General features: G+C 32.7%; 19 protein-coding genes and 1 other RNA gene. 10 read left to right on the forward strand and 10 right to left on the reverse strand.

The genetic code is table 11. From position 1 onward, the window contains the following. Window positions 1–9 precede the first annotated feature (9 nt). Window positions 10–426: a DNA polymerase III subunit gamma/tau gene (locus NQQ59_RS10760; protein WP_144219836.1), complete on the reverse strand. Its 417-nt coding sequence runs from the start codon at window positions 424–426 to the stop codon at window positions 10–12. A gap of 254 nt (window positions 427–680) precedes the next feature. Further along, a complete protein-coding gene (gene dnaX, locus NQQ59_RS10765) occupies window positions 681–1766 on the reverse strand; it encodes a DNA polymerase III subunit gamma/tau (protein ID WP_257698210.1) in 1086 nt (361 codons plus the stop codon). 187 nt (window positions 1767–1953) lie between these two features. Here dnaX and NQQ59_RS10770 point away from each other — a divergent pair, with 187 nt between their 5' ends. The 4 genes from NQQ59_RS10770 to NQQ59_RS10785 all read left to right on the forward strand — a co-directional run bounded on the left by NQQ59_RS10770 (window position 1954) and on the right by NQQ59_RS10785 (window position 4014). Further along, window positions 1954–2448 carry a hypothetical protein gene (locus tag NQQ59_RS10770; protein ID WP_144219140.1) on the forward strand — a complete coding sequence of 165 codons (495 nt, stop codon included), beginning with the start codon at window positions 1954–1956 and terminating at the stop codon, window positions 2446–2448. A gap of 10 nt (window positions 2449–2458) precedes the next feature. After that, entirely contained in the window at window positions 2459–3010 is a 552-nt protein-coding gene (locus NQQ59_RS10775; protein ID WP_144219141.1) for a hypothetical protein, read from the forward strand. A gap of 146 nt (window positions 3011–3156) precedes the next feature. Beyond that, window positions 3157–3636, forward strand: a complete 480-nt coding sequence (locus NQQ59_RS10780) for a BON domain-containing protein (protein WP_144219142.1) — start codon at window positions 3157–3159, stop codon at window positions 3634–3636. A gap of 6 nt (window positions 3637–3642) precedes the next feature. Next, window positions 3643–4014 carry a LysM peptidoglycan-binding domain-containing protein gene (locus NQQ59_RS10785; protein ID WP_144219143.1) on the forward strand — a complete coding sequence of 124 codons (372 nt, stop codon included), beginning with the start codon at window positions 3643–3645 and terminating at the stop codon, window positions 4012–4014. Between the two features lie 215 nt (window positions 4015–4229). Here NQQ59_RS10785 and NQQ59_RS10790 read toward each other — a convergent pair whose 3' ends face one another. Continuing rightward, complete coding sequence (locus NQQ59_RS10790) at window positions 4230–4523, reverse strand: SH3 domain-containing protein (RefSeq protein WP_008467915.1); 294 nt, start codon at window positions 4521–4523, stop codon at window positions 4230–4232. Between the two features lie 126 nt (window positions 4524–4649). On the opposite strand from NQQ59_RS10790, the gene rnpB reads away from it, so the two are divergent. Both rnpB and NQQ59_RS10800 read left to right on the forward strand, forming a co-directional pair. Then, window positions 4650–4981, forward strand: an RNA gene (gene rnpB / locus NQQ59_RS10795) — RNase P RNA component class A. A gap of 32 nt (window positions 4982–5013) precedes the next feature. Then, window positions 5014–6261 carry a cation:dicarboxylate symporter family transporter gene (locus NQQ59_RS10800; RefSeq protein ID WP_144219144.1) on the forward strand — a complete coding sequence of 416 codons (1248 nt, stop codon included), beginning with the start codon at window positions 5014–5016 and terminating at the stop codon, window positions 6259–6261. Between the two features lie 100 nt (window positions 6262–6361). Here the strand turns inward: NQQ59_RS10800 and NQQ59_RS10805 are convergent, their stop codons facing one another. Beyond that, window positions 6362–6556: a hypothetical protein gene (locus NQQ59_RS10805; protein WP_144219145.1), complete on the reverse strand. Its 195-nt coding sequence runs from the start codon at window positions 6554–6556 to the stop codon at window positions 6362–6364. 166 nt (window positions 6557–6722) lie between these two features. On the opposite strand from NQQ59_RS10805, the gene NQQ59_RS10810 reads away from it, so the two are divergent. Next, window positions 6723–7274 (forward strand): hypothetical protein, encoded by a 552-nt coding sequence (locus NQQ59_RS10810; protein ID WP_144219146.1) that lies wholly within the window; start codon window positions 6723–6725, stop codon window positions 7272–7274. A 32-nt stretch (window positions 7275–7306) separates the two neighbouring features. Here the strand turns inward: NQQ59_RS10810 and NQQ59_RS10815 are convergent, their stop codons facing one another. Both NQQ59_RS10815 and NQQ59_RS10820 read right to left on the reverse strand, forming a co-directional pair. Continuing rightward, window positions 7307–7996 carry a response regulator transcription factor gene (locus tag NQQ59_RS10815; protein ID WP_144219147.1) on the reverse strand — a complete coding sequence of 230 codons (690 nt, stop codon included), beginning with the start codon at window positions 7994–7996 and terminating at the stop codon, window positions 7307–7309. Window positions 7997–8006: 10 nt separating this feature from the next. Then, complete coding sequence (locus tag NQQ59_RS10820; RefSeq protein ID WP_144219148.1) at window positions 8007–9365, reverse strand: sensor histidine kinase; 1359 nt, start codon at window positions 9363–9365, stop codon at window positions 8007–8009. Between the two features lie 139 nt (window positions 9366–9504). Here NQQ59_RS10820 and NQQ59_RS10825 point away from each other — a divergent pair, with 139 nt between their 5' ends. Beyond that, window positions 9505–11622: a TonB-dependent receptor domain-containing protein gene (locus NQQ59_RS10825; RefSeq protein ID WP_144219149.1), complete on the forward strand. Its 2118-nt coding sequence runs from the start codon at window positions 9505–9507 to the stop codon at window positions 11620–11622. Window positions 11623–11702: 80 nt separating this feature from the next. On the opposite strand, the gene NQQ59_RS10830 is transcribed toward NQQ59_RS10825, so the two are convergent. Continuing rightward, on the reverse strand, window positions 11703–12308 hold the full coding sequence (locus tag NQQ59_RS10830) for an RsmD family RNA methyltransferase (protein ID WP_144219150.1): 606 nt from the start codon (window positions 12306–12308) through the stop codon (window positions 11703–11705). Continuing rightward, window positions 12305–13126 carry a DUF3822 family protein gene (locus NQQ59_RS10835; RefSeq protein WP_144219151.1) on the reverse strand — a complete coding sequence of 274 codons (822 nt, stop codon included), beginning with the start codon at window positions 13124–13126 and terminating at the stop codon, window positions 12305–12307. Before NQQ59_RS10835 ends, NQQ59_RS10830 begins: the two co-directional genes overlap by 4 nt. 326 nt (window positions 13127–13452) lie before the next feature. Between NQQ59_RS10835 and NQQ59_RS10840 the strand changes: the two genes are divergently transcribed. Continuing rightward, complete coding sequence (locus tag NQQ59_RS10840) at window positions 13453–14862, forward strand: ATP-dependent DNA helicase (protein WP_144219152.1); 1410 nt, start codon at window positions 13453–13455, stop codon at window positions 14860–14862. A 146-nt stretch (window positions 14863–15008) separates the two neighbouring features. Then, on the forward strand, window positions 15009–15743 hold the full coding sequence (gene kdsB / locus NQQ59_RS10845) for a 3-deoxy-manno-octulosonate cytidylyltransferase (RefSeq protein WP_144219153.1): 735 nt from the start codon (window positions 15009–15011) through the stop codon (window positions 15741–15743). A 287-nt stretch (window positions 15744–16030) separates the two neighbouring features. Here the strand turns inward: kdsB and NQQ59_RS10850 are convergent, their stop codons facing one another. Next, entirely contained in the window at window positions 16031–18442 is a 2412-nt protein-coding gene (locus NQQ59_RS10850; RefSeq protein ID WP_144219154.1) for an alpha-ketoacid dehydrogenase subunit alpha/beta, read from the reverse strand. Window positions 18443–18630: 188 nt separating this feature from the next. Then, entirely contained in the window at window positions 18631–21378 is a 2748-nt protein-coding gene (locus NQQ59_RS10855) for a gluzincin family metallopeptidase (RefSeq protein WP_144219155.1), read from the reverse strand. Window positions 21379–21549: the final 171 nt, after the last annotated feature.

Below are 21549 nucleotides of genomic sequence, written 5' to 3' on the forward strand. Positions count from 1 at the left end.
AGAAAAAAATTAATCTTTCAAATCCAATCCAAATGTAGAACGTAAAAGTTCAATGTTTGGATTGATTTCCATAAAACGATTATAGCGATCCTGATTATTATAAGTCTTTTTAGTTTCTGCCTGCTCGTTTACAATTACTTCAATTGTAATGTCATGATTATGTAAATGTCCTTTCAAATGACCTAATAATCCGTTCATTTGACTTTCGAACTCTAGTTTTGATCCTTCATTTGGAAGTTCATAACTAATTGTTGTTCCATTCAAAACAGGATCACTAATCAATAGAATCGATTCCATAATTCTAAGCCCTTTTTGGCCTAAACGTTCAGCGTATTTGTTCCAGTGAAGACGCATGTCGGTTTCGTTAAACTCTTCGGTTGGGAGAATAGAAGAGGGTTTAACATACGTTTTGCTGCTGGCTTCCAATTCTTTTTTCTTGCGAATACTAGCAAGAGAAAAAGCAGAAACTTTTGGCGTACCATCTGTTTCCGTTTTTGGAGGTTGTGGCGTTTGAACTTGTGGAGTTTGAACAGCTTTTTCTGGTTGAGAAGTAACAGTTTCAGTTTGAGTTGCCGCTTGAGATGTTTGATTCTCGGTTGCAGGAGCGCTTTCGGTTTTGGACTGTGGACTTTGGACTTCAACTATAGAATATCCGCCATTTCTAAAATAAACGGGCGGAATTATGAATTGCTCAGCTTTTTTTTTTCTCCATCAAAGTTGATAGAGGCTAATTGCATCAAGCATAATTCAACTAAAAGACGTTGATTCTGACTTAGTTTGTATTTTAAATCGCAGTCATTTGCTATATCAATTCCTTTCAATAAAAACTCCTGAGAGCATTTTTGAGATTGTGCTGCATACATTTGTTGCGCTTGTTCTCCAACTTCTAATAAAGCAATGGTAGAAGGCGTTTTGCTTACCAGTAAATCTCTAAAGTGAGAAGCTAAACCAGCAATAAAGTGATGTCCGTCAAAACCTTTTGCCAGAATATCATTGTAGGCTAACAAAAGCTTCGGAATTTCATTTTCTAAAAGTAATTCGGTAATCGAAATATACGTTTCATAATCTAAAACGTTCAGGTTTTCGGTTACAGCTTGACGTGTTAAATTGGTTCCACAGTATGAAACTACACGGTCAAAAATAGACAACGCATCACGCATGGCACCATCTGCTTTTTGAGCAATAATGTGAAGTGCATCGTCTTCAAAATTGATTCCTTGACTTTCAGCAACATCTGCCAAATGTTCTTTAGCATCTTTTACTGTAATTCTTTTAAAATCAAATATCTGACAGCGAGATAAAATCGTTGGAAGAATTTTGTGTTTTTCTGTTGTCGCTAAAATAAAAATAGCATGTTTTGGCGGTTCTTCTAATGTTTTAAGAAAAGCATTAAAAGCAGCCGAAGACAACATGTGGACCTCGTCAATGATATATACTTTATATTGTCCTGTTTGTGGCGGGATTCGAACCTGATCAATCAGGCTACGAATATCATCAACAGAGTTGTTCGAAGCAGCATCTAACTCAAAAACGTTAAATGCAAAATCTTCGGTAGGATCATCATATCCAGGCTGATTTATTTTTCGAGCCAAAATACGAGCACAAGTCGTTTTTCCAACTCCACGTGGTCCTGTAAATAAAAGAGCAGAAGCCAAGTGATTGGTTTCAATAGCATTCAACAAAGTGTTGGTAATGGCTTTCTGTCCCACAACATCCTTAAAGGTCTGCGGGCGATATTTACGTGCCGATACTACAAATTGTTCCATATTCTCTTTTATTGGATAGCAAATATAGGCTGAAAATTACCAAATCACAAATATGAAAATCATAAATCTTTTGATGCTTTTTGGAGTGGTTTGAATTTGAGAATGTAACGCTCATTTAATCTTGATATGATGATTGTTTTTATATTTTTACTAGTATTAAAAGATGATCATTTTCTGATAAAATTCTATGAAGCAATACGATTTTCAAAACAATATTCTAATTTTAAAAGTAAAAAAATCTCCATTTTTAGTGAGGGCTATAATGTTTCTAATAGCATTTTTGCTTTTTGTTTTGCCAATAGGAGGAACGATTTTTGGTATTGTGCAGGGAACTGGTCTGAGAATAGGTTATTTTATTGCAATTGGAGTTTTTTCTCTTATTGGATTTTACACTTTACGAGTATCGTTATGGAATACTTACGGACAAGAAACGATTCAAATTTTAGAAAATAAGATTATCTATGAAGCGGATTACGGTTGGTTTAAAGATGGAAAAAAGGAAACGTTAATTTCAAGCCCAAGTTTTTATGCTGTCTATGCTGGATATGATGAAGATAAGGAGGGAGTTTTAGTTATTGCCTCTGATGAAATTGAAGTTGAATCTGTAGTGAAACTGCCTTTAAGTCAGTTGGGTGAATTAATAAGCGAATTAAAACAAGAATTTTTATTAGTAATCAAATGATCAAATTACAATGGCAGTATATTTCAATATTATAATCCCGTTTCAAAAGTTTATTTCTGAGTTAAATGATGTACTCGATAAAAATGCTGTACATCTTTATGTAGAATATTTAAACGATAAAAAAGGATTTTACTATGAACTTATTGATCCTAAAAGTGAAAACCTAACTTTTTTTACTGAAAATGATTATCACGGTTTTTTCTTTTCTTCTAAAGCTGTTGAAATTAATAATGGAAATCTAATTTTAGAAAAAAGTAGTAAGAAAGATAGAATCAGTTTTTATGACGATGCACTTTTTGATTATTGTATTGAAGGAAAAGGAGGAAGAGAAGATCAAGATAATCTTGAAATAATTAAACTAAGAATTATCAGTAAAAATCCAGATAAACAGATTGCGAAATTTTACAATTCATTACAGAATATTTTAAAAAAGACAGAAGGTGTGAATAATGGACTAATGATAGGCAATTATTTTGATAGTAAAGTTTTTTATTATGAAACAGCTAAAAATATGCTTTCTGATTTCGATAAAAAAGAGGTTAGGTATAACAAACGAGATTGAAATAATTAAATCTTTGCTTCAACTTAAAACAATATTATTGAATTAAATTTTACTGAAAAACATATAAAACTCACCATAATATCTTATAATCTTTTGATACTTAATCTCTTTAATTTTAAAATTGTTAATTATTAAAAGATAGTATTATGAAAATGAGGTCAATTTTATTAGGAATGGCGCTTTCGGTTTCTTTATTAGCCTGCGCTCCAAAAGATGCAGATATCGAAAAAGCAATCAGTGAGAAACTTAGTGATACTCCAGAAATTCAAGTTACAGTTCACGATGGTGTTGCTACAATTACAGGAACTTGTGAAGATGAGATTTTCAAAAAAAACATTGAAAAAAGCGTTCGAGCAATAAAAGGAGTAAAATCTGTTGTGAATACCTGCGAAATTGCAAGAGCAAATCAAGAACCTGCCGCTGCCGCTGTTGTTATCAATCCGGATAACGAATTAGACAAATCGGTACATAAAGTGGTAGACGCTTACGATGGTGTTAGTGCAACTGTTGTTGGTGGTGTCGTAACGCTTTCGGGTGAAATTAAAAAAGATAAATTACAGCCTCTTATGCAGAGTATTCAGGAATTGAAACCTAAAAAAGTTGATAACAAATTAATCATAAAATAAGTTGTTATGAGTTTACAAGATAAATACAAAGAAGTAGCAGATTTAGCCTCTCAATTAGGAATAGAAAATTTGCAAATAAGAGAACAAGATAATGTACTTTATATCGATGGCACAGCTAAATCTGCAGCCGATAAAGACAAACTTTGGAATGCTTATGAAAAAATAGATCCAGAATACAGATCTGCTGATGTTGTAATGAATATTGATGTTGAAGAAGGCGTTTCTAGAGAATATACAGTAGAAAGAGGAGATTCTCTTTCGAAAATAGGAAAAGCGTATGGCGTTTCTTGGCAGGATATTTTCGAAGCCAATAAAGATATTATTTCAAATCCTGATTTAATTCAGCCGGGATGGAAATTGAAAATACCAACGACTTAATTTTAATAGTTAATGTTGTTTTGAGAAAGCCTGTCTTATTGATGGGCTTTTTTTTTAGGAGGGACAAAGTAACAAAGGGACAAAGGGACAAAGTTTTTTATTTTATGCCATTCCGAAAAAGGCTGATTTCCGTTTTTCGGAATGACACAGATTATTGAATCCTTTTTTTGTTCTCATTTTGTTTTTTGTTTGATTTTGGAAAAATGAATCTAAAACTATCTTCCTCTAATACTTAAATCAAATAAAAATTTTGCTGTTTCCTGATCTGAATCGGCTGAGAAACCAGCAACATAAACTCCTTTTTTACCAGAAGTCGATTTAATTCCGTATACAACTGCTTCATCCGCGGGATCCGATTCCCCTTCGTATCGATACACATGAACAATTTCAAATTTTTCAGGATTCTTTTTAATCGCATCAGCATTTCGATTAAAATCGCATGTAAATCCTTTTTCATTCAATTGATCTAAAGCTTTTGAAACAGTTGCGTAATGATACATTCTTTTCATGATAAACTGAATTTATTAGTTATAGATTTCTAAAGATAACTATTTTAAAATTAAAAAGTTAGGGTAGAAGTCATAAAAACAGAAATTTAAAATCATTATTGTTAGTTCATAAATCGCTACTTTTGCACCGCAGACCGCCTTATCGTCGTCCCGATTTATCGGGAGGGAGGAAAGTCCGGACACCATAGAGAAGCATAGCGGGTAACGCCCGTCGGCTCCGATTTATCGGAGTTAGGACAAGTGCAGCAGAAAGTATGTACAGGTAATGCTGTAGTGAAACCAGGTAAACTCTATGCGGTGAAATACCAAGTATATCGGCATTTAAGGGCTTCTCGTTCGTTGCCGAAGGGTAGGTAGATTGAGTTCAGTAGTAATGCTGAATCTAGATAAATGATAAGGTATTGCCTTGTTGCAAAATGAGGCAAGAACAGAATCCGGCTTACAGGTCTGCATTTTTTATATATTTGTGAAACTATCTTAACTCGTTTTCATGAATATTACCACTCCAAATCCTTCTTCAAAAGCGAATAAAGGCATTTTTTACACTGTTGTTACCAATCTTACTTTTTGGGTTTTGATCGCTATTGTAGCTGGCATTTTGCTGGGTCATTTTTCACCAGAAAATGGTAAAAAAATGGAATTTTTAGGCAAGAAGTTTATTCAGCTCATTTCGCTTTTTATTGGACCGATTATCTTCCTGACGATTGTTTTAGGAATTTCTGGAATGGGAAATCTAAAAAAGGTGGGTAGAATTGGAGTAAAAGCATTATTCTATTTTGAAGTAGTTTCGACCGTTGCTTTGGCTATCGGAGTTGCAGTTGCTTACTTATTTAAACCTGGAAAAGTGGACAAATCGACTTTGACTTTTGGGGATGCAAGTGAATATACCAGAAAAGCTTCAGAACATTTTTCGTGGTTAGAGTTTTTCTTGTCCAATTTTACGCTTCAGGTTTTATTGGCGGCCATTGTCTGCGGAATCGCTTTGAATTTCTATCGAAAGAGAGAACAGACCATTTTGGTTTTAGAGCGATTTTCGAAAGTCGTTTTTACTTGTCTGAAATTTGTAATGTATCTAGCGCCAATTGGAGCTTTTGGAGGAATGGCTTATACAATCGGTAAATTTGGTTTGGCGACTTTAATTCCGCTTGGAAAATTAATGTTGTGCGTGTATTTAACAATGGCTCTTTTTGTGTTTCTGATTTTAGGAACCATTTTGAGGTACTATAAAATCAGTATTCTTTCTATTTTAAAATATATTAAAGAAGAGCTTTTATTGGTTTTGGGAACTTCATCTTCCGAGGCTGCTTTGCCTAGTATTATGGTGAAACTCGAAAGAATGGGCTGTAGTAAATCGGTTGTAGGACTGGTGATCCCGACTGGATATTCTTTTAATTTGGATGGAACTTCGATTTATCTTTCGATGTCTGTACTTTTTATTGCGCAATTGTATGATGTGCATTTGAGCCTTTTTGAAATTCTTAGTGTAATTGGGATTTTGATGATTACTTCGAAAGGAGCGGCAGGAGTTACAGGAAGTGGATTTATTGTTTTAGCCTCAACTTTAACAGCGCTTCATAAAATTCCGGTTGAAGGTTTGGCTTTTTTGTTAGGAGTTGATAAATTTATGAGCGAAGCCAGAGCGATTACCAACTTAATTGGAAATACTGTAGCGACCATCATTATTTCTAAAACGGAAAGAGATTTTACAGAATTGGATTTGAATCCAGTAATTGAATGATTTTGCCACAAAGGCGCTAAGTCACAAAGTTTTTTTATTTTGCATTGTGAAGAAAATAAATTAAAATCTTCGAGTCTTAATGTCTTTGTGGCGAGCTTTTTTAACTTTCGTCTTTCGTTGCACGTACTAAACTAATTCCAGACGTAAAGAACACAATTCCTAATATTCCATAAATAATGAGTGATTTTATGTCTCTAGTTTCTCCAGAAGTACCGGAAAAAATCACTGCTGTATAAATAAGTCCTACAATTCCGAGGATTGTCAGTAATCCGCCGAAAAATCTTTTTAGGTTCATGATTATTCGATTTAAAAGTTTATTTCAAAATTAAAGTCAAGAGCCTTAATTGTTGTTATACAATTGCTTATAAAGATTATATGATTTTAATTCTGATTTTTTGGCATCAATAAAAGCTTCATGTTGTTTAAATGCTATTTTTGTTTCAACTAACCAATTAATCAATATGAAGAAAAACTACTTTTTATTTTTCTTGTTAATGATTTCGTTTAACATCATTAACGCACAGGAAGAAGCTCCAGTTTCGGTAGCAAAAAATCAATTTAAAATTAATCCTTTATTATCTCCAGGTTTTGTTTATGAGCACGGATTCTCTGCCAAAAACACCTTGTATTCTGAAGCAAGTTTGATTGTAGGTTACAGACATAATGGTTATTATAATGAATCGACTTGGTATTTTATCCCAAGAATTACGGAGCAGTTTAGACATTATTATAACTTAGAAAAAAGAGCGGCAAAAGGAAAAAGAACGGCAAACAATTCTGGAAATTTTCTTGCTTTGTATACCAACTATAATTTTGAATCTATTTCAACTAATAAATGGTTTAATGAATATATACCTGCTTTTTCTGCGGGACCAGTATGGGGAATTCAGCGCACATACAAAGGGAAATTTAACTTAGATTTGAACATTGGAGCCGGAATAAATATCGATAAATATGAAACCGAATTTACTCCACTTGCCAATTTCAGTTTGGGTTGGGTTATTGGAAAATAATTCTCAGTTAAAAATAGAAAAACCTTGATTCGTCAAGGTTTTTCTATTTTAAATTCTAATCCAACATTTCGAACACTTTCAATTTTGATATTAGGATCTGAATTGAAATATTTCCTCAATCTGCTGATAAAAACATCCATGCTTCTTCCTGAGAAATAATCGTCTTTTTTCCAGACAGACATTAAAATTTGATCTCTTTTTAATAATTGATTGTGGTTCAGAAATAGATATTCAATAAGAGAAGCTTCCATTTCTGTAAGTTGTTGAACGTGGTTTTTATTATTAAGAGTTAGACGTTCGTTGTCAAAAATATACGAACCAATTTCGATTATAGTATTTCCGTTTAAGCTTCTTTTTTGCTCAATTCTTTTAAGGATATTGTGCAAACGAAGTACCAGTTCATCCACTTCAAAAGGCTTTACGATATAGTCGTCTGCTCCTAATTTTAGTCCAATGATTTTGTCTTCTTTTAACTTTCTGGCGGTTAGAAAAATAAAAGGAATTTCGGGATTGATGTTGATTACCTTTTCGGCCAGTGAAAACCCGTCCATTTTTGGCATCATGACATCAAAAATGCAAATATCAAACGTTTGGTTTTTAATGTATTCCAAAGCAACTTCGCCATTTTCTGCCCAGATTACTTCAAATTGATGCAGTTCTAGATATTGTTTTAAGATTGCAGCAAAGTCAAAATCGTCTTCGGCTAAAAGTAATTTTTTCAAAATAAGGGAATTAAACTTTTAATAAAATAATAAACTGAGCACCTTTTCCTAAGTCACTAATAACATTAACGGAGCCTTGATGTGCTTTTACAATTTGGTTTACATAGTAAAGACCTAAACCTAATCCTTTTGTATTGTGAAGGTTTCCCTGTTCTACACGATAGAATTTTTCAAATAGCAAGGATTGTTTGTTTTTTGCAATTCCGATTCCGTCATCTTCAATACTGATGGAAAACTGATTTTCTACAATTTTTGTTTTTACTGTAATGGTACTTGAACCATATTTCACAGCATTTTCCAGAACATTGAGAAAAGCAGTTGTTAAATGAAATCGGTCTAAAACTAAAATGGTTTTTTGTGTTTGAAAATCGGTTTTAAGATTGATTTTTGGAAAAGTAATCCTAAAGTCATTCAAAATGGAAAGAAGAAAGTCTTCGGTTTCAATCTTTTCTTTTTGTAATTCTAATTCGTTTTCTGCCAAAGAATTGGCCATAACCTGATCAATTAAATTCTGTAAACGATTGTTTTGACGCGAAATAGTGTTAATAATCGCATTAAAGTTTTCATCGTTATCACGAATGTTTTTCTGCTCTAGAATTTTGGTTGAAATTCCCAAAGTAGCCAATGGCGTTTTTAGTTCGTGTGTGATATTATTAATAAAATCAGTTTTTACATCGCTTACTTTTTTTTGTTTGATTAAAGCTTTCAAAGCAATAACAAAAAGAGTGATCAAAGTCAAAATCGATAATAAAGAGAGGATTAAAATAAAGGTCATTCGTCTCAGAATAATCATTTCCCAATCGATAACCGAAACGTACATCGAATCTTCGGTAAGTAATTTATAGTTCTGATTTTCAAAAGTTCCATTTGTAATGCCAACATAACTTCTAACCAAAAAAGCCTGATTTAAAGAATTCAGATTTCCATAAAGTTTGTTTTCAATAAATGGTTTTTCAGAAAAAATAGTATCGTTCTTTTTTGTGTTTTGATACAGGATAAATTTATTGAGAACAATAGCAAAATCAATTTTAAAATAAGGTAAATCTTTTTCAAACTTTCGCTGTATTTGTTGTGTTACAGTACTTTGATATTCATTTTTCAAAACCCCAATCTTAATATCCTGTTTGGTGTTTTTTCCTTTAATATAATTTTCAGATAAGCTTTTGTAAAGCACTTCTTTTTTAGCCACTAATGCCGAATCGATATCGCTGTAATTATTGGTGATTTTGCCAATTTCATTCTTAATCTGCGTATGAAACTGTGCAACTTTATAATCGTAAGTTGTTTTTACTAAATAGCATTGCACCGTCATCAAAACGATAAGTGCCACTACAGAAAACGCGATTAATAAATTGATTCTTTGTTTCATACCCCATAAAAATTCATTTCAAAAATAATGCTTTTACAACACAAATAGCAGATTAACGCTGCATTAACCTCCAATTAACTTACACAATTCTTTTTTAGAGGCACTTTTGCAAAATCAAATAACCAAAAATTGCTTATAAATGAACCTGTATTTACCGCTTAAACTTCTTATTGCTCTTTTACTTTTTTGTCTTTCAATGGTGGCAAATGCACAAAACGAAACACCAAAAGATTCGATTTCAAATCATCAGTTAAATGAAGTTGTAATTGCTCAAAACAAAAAAACTTTCACGAATTCTAACGGAAATATAAAAGTTGATGTTGCCAACTCGGTTTACAGTACAATTCCAAATCCGATTGATTTGCTTTCCAGATTGCCATTGGTTCAAATAAGCAGTGATCGCGAAAACATTTCGATTGTTGGAAAAGGAAATCCGCTTATTTATATTGACGGTCAAAAAGCAACTATAAACGATTTAAATGCTTTAGCGGTTGGTGATATTAAAACAGTAGAAATTATTAAAAATCCGTCTGCGAAATACGAAGCCGAAGGTCGTGCTGTAATCTTAATTACCAGAAAGCTCAGTAAAAAAGAGGGTTTTAAAACAGATATTTCAGAAACGACTTCTTTCAAAAAACACTACAATAATTATTTTGGTTTTAATTCGAATTTTAAAAAGAACAAACTAGAATGGAAAGCCAATTTCAATTACAATAAACTTGAACCTTGGGAGAATCATAGTATTGCGTATCAAATTCCACAGGCGAATATTGTTTCAGATTATGATGTTTCGGCGGTTACAAAAAGAGATCAGTACATTTTTGGAGGGGGTTTGTTTTATAAAATTAATGATGAAGATTATTTTTCAGCCAATGTAAATGGGAAGTTGCAAAATGACACTTTCGATATTAACACTTTTACTTTCAACCAAAATCAGGATCAGGTAAACCATGTTTTTACTTTCAGTGATAATGCTAGTAAAAAGGATTTTGTGAATGCATTTGTAAATTATTCAAAAAAAATAAAATCAATTGACACTCAATTTTTTGTCGGTTTTCAATATTCTAATTTTAATCAGCATTTAGAAAGTTTAGTGTCTAATAATTATAATGAAACAGATTTTGAATTGTCACAAAATCGCGATCAGAAATTTAATGTTGATGTTTTTTCTGGAAGAATTGATTTGGAGAAAAAGTTTAAAAATGAAATGAATCTGGAATATGGCGGATTGTATTTAAAAGCCAAATCATTATCCAACGCGTCTATTTTTGATTTCGATAAAAACGAAAACGAAATTTCTGATTATGATTTTAAAGAAGAAAACCTAGCAGCGTATGTTCAGTTTTCTGGAAAGTGGAAGAAAATCGATTTTTCATTCGGATTGAGAACAGAAAACACGAATGTATATGCAAAGTTTAGAACGCAGATTTTGCCTTCTATTGATAAGAATTATACCAATTTGTTTCCCAAAGCCGATCTTACATTTCCTATTGATAGCACAAAAAGCATTAATGTTAATTATTCAAAAAGCATTGTGAGGCCAAAATATTCCTCGTTAAGTCAAATCGCAACGTATATAAATCCGTATTTTTTGTATGGAAGCAGCATCAATTTAATGCCAGCATTTGTAGACGAAATTTCGAGTTCATTTCAATATCACGACAAATCTGTAAAATTGAGTTATTATCAGACCAAAGATGTTGTCAATTCTAGTTTTGTATTTAATGACGAAACCAATGTATTGATGATTACCGATGTTAATTTTAAAAGAGAAACAGGTTTTACAATAGATTTCACACTTCCGTTTACGTATAAATTTTGGACGACAACAAATTCTCTGGTTTTTATAAAAAGTAGAGTGGAAGATGATAGCGCATTTTTGCGTCCTTCAAAACCTTATCTGTATTATTACTCAAACAATACGTTCAAATTGCCCAAAGACTTTACTTTCGTTTTTTCTTTCTGGGGAACAACAAAACAAAACGATGGAATCTACGAGCGTAAAGCCAATTTTATACTCGATTTGTCATTGGCAAAAGCTTTTGGTAAAAACTGGAATTGTACTTTAAATTATAATGATATTTTTAAAAACACGATTTATGCAGAGCGATTTACGGTTAATAATATTAGTTCAAGAGCAAGATATTTGGTTGATGCGAATGAGATTTCTATTGCCGTTCGTTATTCTTTTGGGAAAATAAAAGAAAGCGAGTTTAAGCAAAAAAGCGTTAATGAAAATGAGAATAGAATAAGGTAAAATCCAAATTTTATAAATTCCAAATTCCAATGCAAACGCTTGGAATTTGGAATTTATAAAATTTGAATATTTAAAAACGATTAACCTTCGTCTTCTTCAACTTCTTTAACAGAAATATCGTGTGGTAATTCTTCATCATCATCGGTAGAATTTAGTTCGAAAAAACTAAAATAAGATCCACCGTAACTTTTCTGAAAAGAAAAATTACTCATATGATCGAGTTTGGTATATTTAGAATGTTCGATAATCATCATTCCATCTTCTTCAAGTAAATCTCTTTCAAAAACAGTTAGGACGATTTTTTCAAAAGTTGCCTGATCTAATCCGTATGGAGGATCAGCAAAAATGATATCGTAAGTCGTTTTAGAATTGTCTAAAAATTTGAAGACATCACTTTTTGTTGCCGCAATATCAAAATCGTATTCTGAAGAAACTTGTTTGATAAATTTAACGCATCCGAAATCGCCATCAACAGAAGTAATTGGTGCGCTTCCGCGTGAAGCGAATTCATAACTAATGTTTCCTGTTCCAGAAAATAAATCTAAAACCTTTAAACTGTCAAAATTAAAATGATTATTCAAAACATTAAACAATGCTTCTTTACTCATGTCAGTCGTTGGTCTTACAGGTAGATTTTTTGGCGGAAAAATTCTGCGTCCTTTGTATTTTCCTGAAATGATTCTCATGATTGAAATAAGATATAATGTTTTTGATTTTGAGCGGCTGTAAAACTGTTTTTTTCCTGAAGCGTCGTAACGTCAAGAAACGAAATATGGCGAATATATTTGTATGCAATCTGGTAAAACGCATCACTTTCTGTAATGGTTCCTAAAAATTCTAATTTGAAACTTTCAGGATTCATACTCAATTGTTCTGCGGTAAACAAAATGTAATAAATAAAATCTTCTGGTGTCTGGTATTCAAAAGAATTAAACAATAAAAGTTTTTGATTCTGAACAACAATAATTTCGAAATTCCCTGGATTGAAATTAACGATCATTTTTTTATCGTCATTGTTTCGGGAATTATCCAAAAGCTTTTCAACCAAAATAGTATTGGCATGTTTGTAGTTGAAAGAGCCTACGTTATCAATCAGGAAATTATTGATACTCACATTCGGGATATAAACGGCATTCATCTGATAATTAGGAATCTGATCAAAAGTAAAAAAGTCGGTTTCAAATACTTTTGTTGTATACTGTAAATAACTTCCTAAGTAGTTTTCGTCAAACAAAGCAGTTGGAACAAAAGTCGAAAGATTATTAGTATGAATGACCATTACATCGTCATAATTACTTTTTAATTCTGGATTATTTCTGAAAGCGTCTCTTAGTAAATCTTCAATTTTAGCCGTTTTATTTGAAGTGTCAAATTGAACTTCTTTAAACGAGGTAATAATATTATTTAAAGTATCAAAACAGCAATATGAAAATCCAGTCAGTGAAACCTGAATAGAAAGTTTTCTGTAATTTTTTGAAGTAATGTTAGTATTTTGTAATGACATAGTTGATTTACAATTCGTTACCTGTTTTAAATCAAGAAAGAATTTAAGCGACCACAAACTTACAAATTAAAAAGGAACAATTATAATTGCAATTTCAAAAAACAATTTAAGTGTTAGGTTATCAGTAGGTTACATTATGGTTATTTTTTTTATTATATAAGTATTTAATTCCGAGTAATTTAATATCGGTATTTTAAAACCAACAATTTAAATGAGCTTATGTTACTTATATGGCTCAATAAAATTTGATTTTTAATATTGACATTGAAAATAGATTTTTGCCAAAGCCATTAAAAAAAGCGAACTTTGTATTTCAATATTACTTTATGAATTCTGCACAGTTTTACGGCACTTTACAAAAACGATTTCCTTTTGCACCAACTTACAAACAGGATATTTTTTTTCAGAAAATTGCAATCTTTCTAACCGAACCTCAAAATGACACGATTTTTGTTTTGAAGGGATATGCCGGAACGGGAAAAACAACCGTTATTTCTACTATTGTCAATAATCTTGGTGACATCAATAAAAAGTATGTGCTGCTGGCTCCAACGGGACGCGCAGCAAAAGTAATTGCCAATTACTCGAATAATCCAGCCTTTACAATTCATAAAAAAATCTATTTTCCAAAGAAATCTTCTGGAGGTGGAGTGGCTTTTACCAAACAAGTCAACAAACATAAAAACACCATTTTTATCGTCGACGAGGCCTCTATGATTTCAGATAGCACTTTGGACAGCGGTTCGCTTTTAGATGATTTAATCAATTATGTGTATTCGGGAAACAATTGTAAAATGATTCTTTTGGGAGATACAGCACAGCTTCCTCCTGTAAATTTAGATATTAGTCCAGCGCTTGATATTCAGACTTTGGGAATTCACTACGATAAAGAAATCGAACACATTGAATTGGACGAAGTAATGCGTCAGGAAGAAAGTTCGGGAATTTTATACAATGCCACAGAATTACGTGAATTGCTGAAAGAGAGCTTTATAACCGAATTCAAATTCAATGTCAAGAAGTTTAAAGACATCGTTCGACTGACAGATGGTTACGATATTCAGGATGCCATAAATACGGCTTACAGCAATTATAGTATTGAAGATACTGCTTTTATTGTTCGTTCTAATAAACGTGCAAATCAATACAATGAGCAAATCAGAAGTCGAATTTTATTTAAAGAAAGCGAACTTTCGGTTGGTGATTTCCTGATGGTGGTAAAAAACAATTATTTCTGGTTAAAAGAAACCGACGAAGCTGGATTTATTGCCAATGGAGATATAATCGAAGTTCTGGAACTTTTCGGAATTAAAGAATTATACGGATTTAAGTTTGCAAAAGTAAAAATAAGAATGGTCGATTATCCAGAACAAAAACCTTTTGAAACGGTTTTGATTTTAGATACTTTAACAAGCGAATCGCCTTCATTAACCTATGAAGAATCTAATCGTTTGTATGAAGAAGTGATGAAAGATTATGAAGAAGAGTCAACCAAATACAAAAGATTTCAGAAGGTAAAAGAAAACGAATATTTTAACGGATTACAGGTAAAGTTCTCTTATGCGATAACCTGTCATAAATCGCAAGGAGGACAATGGAATACTGTTTTTATAGAACAGCCATTTCTTCCGAACGGTATTGATACCGACTACATCCGATGGCTTTATACCGCTATGACACGTGCTAAAAATAAGCTATATTTGATCGGATTTAAAGACGAAAGTTTTGAAGATTAAAATTTGATGAAATAAAGTTTTTCGCTACGAATTCACAAATTTTAAACAAAAAATCGTGAGTTGCTGTGCCAGTTTGATATCGCTCGGGTTGTGGCAGAAAAAAAAAAATAATCAGGAAGATTCTTTCCTTATAACAAAATATAATAATGAAAATAATAGCTGTAATTCCGGCCCGATATGCTTCAACTCGTTTCCCTGCCAAATTAATGCAGGATCTTGGTGGAAAAACTGTGATTTTGAGAACGTATGAAGCGGCAGTTTCAACAAAACTATTTGATGACGTTTTTGTAGTAACCGATTCTGATTTGATTTTTGATGAAATCGTTTCTAATGGTGGAAAAGCAATTATGAGTATCAAAGAACACGAATCTGGAAGCGACCGAATTGCAGAAGCCGTTGCAGATCTTGATGTTGATATTGTGGTAAACGTACAAGGTGATGAACCTTTTACAGAAGCTGGACCTTTAGCACAAGTTTTATCGGTTTTTAAAAACGATGCAGACAAAAAGATTGATTTGGCTTCGCTAATGCGTGAAATCACAGATGAAGAAGAAATCAATAATCCGAATAATGTGAAAGTTGTGGTAGATCAATCGCAGTTTGCATTGTATTTTTCTCGTTCTGTAATTCCGTATCCAAGAGAACAAAATGTTGGAGTGAGATATTTCCAGCACATCGGAATTTACGCTTTTAGAAAACAAGCATTATTAGATTTCTACAGCCTTCCAATGAAATCTTTAGAAGCATCTGAGAAGTTAGAGCAATTACGTTATTTAGAGTTCGGAAAACGCATTAAAATGGTCGAAACAACTCACGTAGGAATCGGAATTGATACGACCGAAGATTTGGAAAGAGCAAAGGCTATGTTGAAAGATCTTTAATCTTTGATTTTATATTTTAGATTTTAGATTGTTGACTGATTGTTATTTTCTACAATCTTCTGATCTCAAGGAACGAGGGGTCTCCGCAAGCAGCTCGACAATGATGATAAGCGATAGTTTGTCATTTCGAGGAACGAGAAATCACCGCGGGATTCGACAAAGATTATAAATAACAGTATGGAGTTTCTAGTGTGATTTCTCCCTTCGGTCGAAATGACAAACTGTGAGAAAAGCAATAAAAAACGCTCCTGATGGAGCGTTTTTTTATTTATGTAAAATCTAAAATCTTAATACAAAGCAGGATATTTAGAAGGATTAACTTCGTGCATCATGTCGTAAATTTTCTCGTAGATATCTTCTGCAGAAGGTTTAGAGAAGTAATCACCGTCAGTTCCGTAAGCAGGTCTGTGTGCTTTTGCTGCTAAAGTTTGTGGTTTGCTGTCTAAATATTTGTAAGCGTCCTGTTCTTCTAAAACTTGCTGTAAAATGAATGCTGAAGCTCCGCCAGGAACGTCTTCATCAATTACTAAAAGGCGATTTGTTTTAGCGATACTTTTTACAATGTCTTTACTAACGTCAAACGGAAGTAAAGATTGAATGTCGATTACTTCACACTCGATTCCTTTTTCTGCTAATTCATTAGCAGCTTGCATCACCAATCTTAAAGTAGATCCATAAGAAACTAAAGTAATGTCAGAACCTTCTCTTAAAGTTTCAACCACTCCAATTGGAGTTTTGAATTCACCAAAATTAAGTGGCGTTTTTTCTTTTAAACGGTATCCATTCAAGCACTCAATAACCAAAGCAGGTTCGTCAGATTCTAACAAAGTGTTATAAAAACCAGCTGCTTGTGTCATATCTCTCGGAACCAAAACATGAATTCCGCGAATAGCATTGATAATCATTCCCATTGGAGAACCAGAATGCCAAATTCCTTCCAGACGGTGTCCACGGGTTCTAATGATTAAAGGCGCTTTTTGTTTTCCAACCGTTCTATATTGTAAAGTTGCTAAATCGTCACTCATGATCTGAATAGCATACAATAAATAATCTAAATACTGAATTTCTGCAATCGGACGTAAACCTCTTAAAGCCATTCCGATTCCTTGGCCAATAATGGTAGCTTCACGAATTCCGACATCGGCAACACGAAGTTCTCCATATTTTTCTTGCATTCCTTCTAAACCTTGATTTACGTCTCCGATGTTTCCAACATCTTCACCGAAAATTAAAGTTTCAGGATATTTTGCAAATAAAGCATCAAAGTTATCGCGAAGAATCATTCTTCCGTCCAAATCTGGTTTTGCATTTTCTGCATATTTTGGAAGAACTTTTTCTACAGAAAAGACATTTTGAGCAGATTCTGAATGCTGATTGCTGCTGAATTTCTCTTGTGTTTCGTTCAGGAATTTTGTAATCCAATTAGACAAAAGTACCTTACTGTTTGGAACTTCAATAAAACGAAGAATTTTTCTCGCATAAACTAAAATTTCCTTTTTTAAAGGCGCTTTAATAGCAGCCAATTCAGAAATTAGTTTTTTGATTCTTTCTTTATGATTGATACTCGCTTCAGCAATTTGTTCTAATAAAGCCAAAAGATTCTTTTGATCCTCAATTATAGGATTGATAAATGAATTCCAAGCTTCTTTTTTAGCTTCCAGAACTTCTTTCTTTAATTGGAAATCAAGTTCAGCCAATTCTTCTGGAGAAGCAATATTAATGGCAATCATCCATAAACGCATTTGGCGAATACAGTCGAAATCTCTTTCCCAAGCTAATCTCTCAGCACTTTTGTAACGTTCGTGAGAACCAGAAGTAGAGTGACCTTGTGGCTGTGTTAATTCGTTTACATGAATTAAAACTGGTACGTGTTCTTCGCGTGCAATGGCGCCGGCTCTTTCATAAGTCGAAACCAATTCGGCATAATCCCAGCCTTTTACTCTAAAGATTTCGTAACCTTTGGCATCTTCATCACGTTGATATCCTTTTAATATTTCAGAGATATTTTCTTTTGTTGTCTGATGTTTGGCGTGAACAGAAATTCCGTACTCATCATCCCAAACACTCATTACCATTGGTACTTGCAAAACTCCAGCAGCGTTTATAGTCTCAAAGAATAAACCTTCAGAAGTACTGGCGTTACCAATAGTTCCCCAAGCCACTTCATTTCCGTTTACAGAAAATTTGTCTTTAATAGTAATACCATCAACCTCTCTGTAAATTTTTGAAGCCTGCGCTAATCCCAATAATCTTGGCATTTGTCCTGCAGTTGGAGATATATCTGAACTTGAATTTTTTTGTTTTGTTAAGTCTTTCCAAGAACCGTCTTCGTTCAAACTGTGCGTTACAAAGTGTCCGCCCATTTGTCTTCCCGCAGACATCGGATCATAAGCTAAATCGGTATGACCATATAAACCAGCAAAAAACTGTTTCGCGTCCAATTCGCCGATAGCCATCATAAAAGTTTGATCGCGATAGTATCCAGAACGGAAATCTCCGTTTTTAAAAGCTTTTGCCATTGCCAGCTGCGGAACTTCTTTTCCGTCACCGAAAATTCCAAATTTAGCCTTTCCTGTTAATACTTCTTTTCGACCTAAAAGACTACATTCACGGCTTGTAACAGCAATTCTATAGTCATTCAATACCTCAGTTTTGAAATCTTCAAATGTCAATGTAGTATTGTTTTTTTCTTTTATCATAATCTTGAAGGGTCATGTTTATGTCGCGAAATTACTTAAAAACAATCAATAATCATAATTCTTTAAACTAAATATAATTTAATTATTTGTATTTAAATTCAAAAAACTACGTACTTTTTTTATGATTTTTTTATGTAAATTTTATGATTTGTGATAATTTCGCAAGTTTTTGTTTAAAATTTATTTGATTAAAACCATTTTCGAGTAAAAAGAGTAACTAATGTTTTTGGTGAGAAAGTGATTATAAATCGTATTTTTTCATTGTATCTAGGTTGTGAAACTTCCCATCCGTTATTAGAATAGACCGGAAAATAAAGTTCAAAATAATCTGGAACCAGATTTAAACGTACTCCTGTATCATAAGCAAAGAACTCACTTTGATGTTTGTTTTTCATAAAACCAATATCTCCGTATAATTCTACCCAATTCCAAACCGCATAACTAGCGTTTAAAGTCGTCATCCATTGATTGGCGTAAGAAGGTTCTAATTGTGATTTAAAGCCACCTTCTGCAATTACATATTGCTGACTGAAAAAACCAGTACTTTCAGATCTTCCAAATAAATTATAATCAAATAAATAATCGGTTGGTCTGTCTAAACCAAAACTGAAATAATCAGAATTTGTTCTATTGTACAAAAAGGTTCCTGCAAATAATCTCAGGTTGATTTTACGGTTGTTTTGAAACAATCTTCTGTATTCGATTTCGCCCGAAGCTTTTCCAAATCCTCCAGAAAATTGCAGATCCGTCATAAAACTAAAATGATCAATTAGCTCTGTTTTAGTATTAGAGTATCTCGCATTAAAAATAGAATAATTCGGTTTAGAATTATCAGTGATATAGCTGCTCTCCTCACGATTTACAATAACCTGACGAAATAAAAACAGCTGCTTTCGATTGTCTCTAAAATCTTTTTCACGGATGCGAAAGGCAACCATTGGATTTAATCTTAAATAAGTGGCATCGGGTGCGTAGTGAAAATAATTTTGACTGATAGAATAACGTACATTGTACAAAGTACTGTTTCTGTAATATTGATTCCATGAAAAAGCAGAAGAACCTGATAAAGTTCCTGCTTTAATAGAATAGGCCGGATTTATATCAAAATTAAAAGGTTTGTCCAGAATGGTTTTGTTGTGAAAACGTATTCCAGGAGTAAAACCGTCATAATAATTGTAAGTAAGCGTCGGAATATATAAAATCTGATTGTAATAAGGATCTTCTAAATCTTTAGCAAAATTAAACTTAATTGGTCGATTGGTGATAACCAGACTTTTTAGAGATTTCCAGTTGTTTCTTTGGTTGTATTCTGGAACTTCATTGTCGTAGTTTAAAACGATTTTGTCTGCATTTTTTCTGTCAAATTCATATACAGAATCCTTGATTGTAGGTTCGACCCATTCCTTAAAAACAACTGTATTTTTCTTTAGTCCGTAAACTGGAATTGGTGCATAAATTCCGGTTTTGTTTTTAATTGAAAAACGAACACTGTCTGCAGTTCTAGAAACGTGTGTAAATTTATAATCAATAATATCTCTTGAATCGATGATAGTATTAAAGAACCAATCCAGATTTTTTGGAGTTTTTTTGATTACTATTTTTTCGAAATCGTAACGATTGGTTTGCTGAATTTTGTTTAGGTTGTAAAACTCTTTTACGCTTTCAGGAACGATGTTATGGTTCAGATAATCATCTAAATAACTTAAGCTTAAACCCGCACGATATTTACTGGCAATTTGTTCGTTGAATTTGATCAAAGTATTTTTAGGATCTCCCAATGGTTGATCTAAATTTTTACGCGCCATCAGCATATAATAATAGCTATATTGCTCGTTAAAAGTCAAATTGGTGATATTGTAACTTTTGAAGAGTTTCATGTCAGAAAGACGCCCCAGCATTTTTTTATCCAGATGGTTTTCTTCCATGTATTTCATCATGGTGTAAATCTGAATTCCATCATAAACCCAATTATCTTTTCGGGAATCTAAGCGAAGGCTGTTCTTTAGATAATTATTTAAAAATGTTTTCAGGAATTGAATTTCAAACATAAAGTCATCAGGAAACGGACTAATAAAGGAAGGCAACTGATTTAATCCATAAAAAGGATTTCGGTCATAATCTGTCTGAGAAACCGTGATTTTTTCATGCGGATATTTACCAATAAAATCTGTCGCAAAAGAAACTACACGATCAATGATGATGGCTTTCTGAATTTCATCAATCTTTTTGTTTTTTATATTGGTTTCAACTTCTATTAAACCATTGTCGTAGGTTCTGAAACTATTTTGTTTTTCGATGTAAAGGCTAAAATCGGTTCTGTTTTTTCCTAAAAAAGAATAAACGCTATAATCGTTGTTAGAAACATCTTTAGAAACCGAATTTAAGTCGGTTGTAATAGCATATTGATTGGGAATTTTAATCTCAATTTTATAATCGGCTGTTGCGTTGGCAATATCATCTAAATTGAAATTGTTGTATTTTACAAATTCATGGTTTTCAAAACGTGCAGGACTTAAAAACCAGTTTTTTAAAGCCATGCCGCCATTTTGATCAAATCCAAAATGTGTGAATTTATCATTCGGAATCTTGGCGATATAAGTAAGATGCAGATCAATTTTCTCTCCTGGAAGTAATTTTTGATTTAATCGAACAATAACATAATCAGGATTTTTTTCTGTTCTTTCCCATTCAAGTGCTGTGGTGTTGTCTGTAAGACTTAGAATAGTGGTTTTTCCTCTGTCAGCTGCTTTTGCTAAGTGAAAACCTCTGTAAAACTCATCTGAAAAACGTCTTGCTAAAGGCGTGTTTTTGTCTACAAAAGAATGATTCCAGTCATTTAAAACAATAGAAGTTAAAGTGTCGTTTGAAATATTGTGATACGTAATATCCTGTTTTACATTCAGAGTTTTAAGTTCAAGATTTACCGCCACCTCCATCTCAGAAAGATGTTGTGCTGAAAGTTTTATCGAGCTAAATAAAACTAAAATAGGGCAGATAATTTTAAAAAACAATTTCAAGAATGGCGCAAAATTTATAGGATATACTTAAGTTACGTACATAAAGTTACTTCGGTTTTTTGTAAAAATAACATAAAAAAAGCTGTTTAA

Origin of the sequence: Flavobacterium panacis, from assembly GCF_024649945.1 — a bacterium.
GTDB lineage: Bacteria > Bacteroidota > Bacteroidia > Flavobacteriales > Flavobacteriaceae > Flavobacterium > Flavobacterium panacis.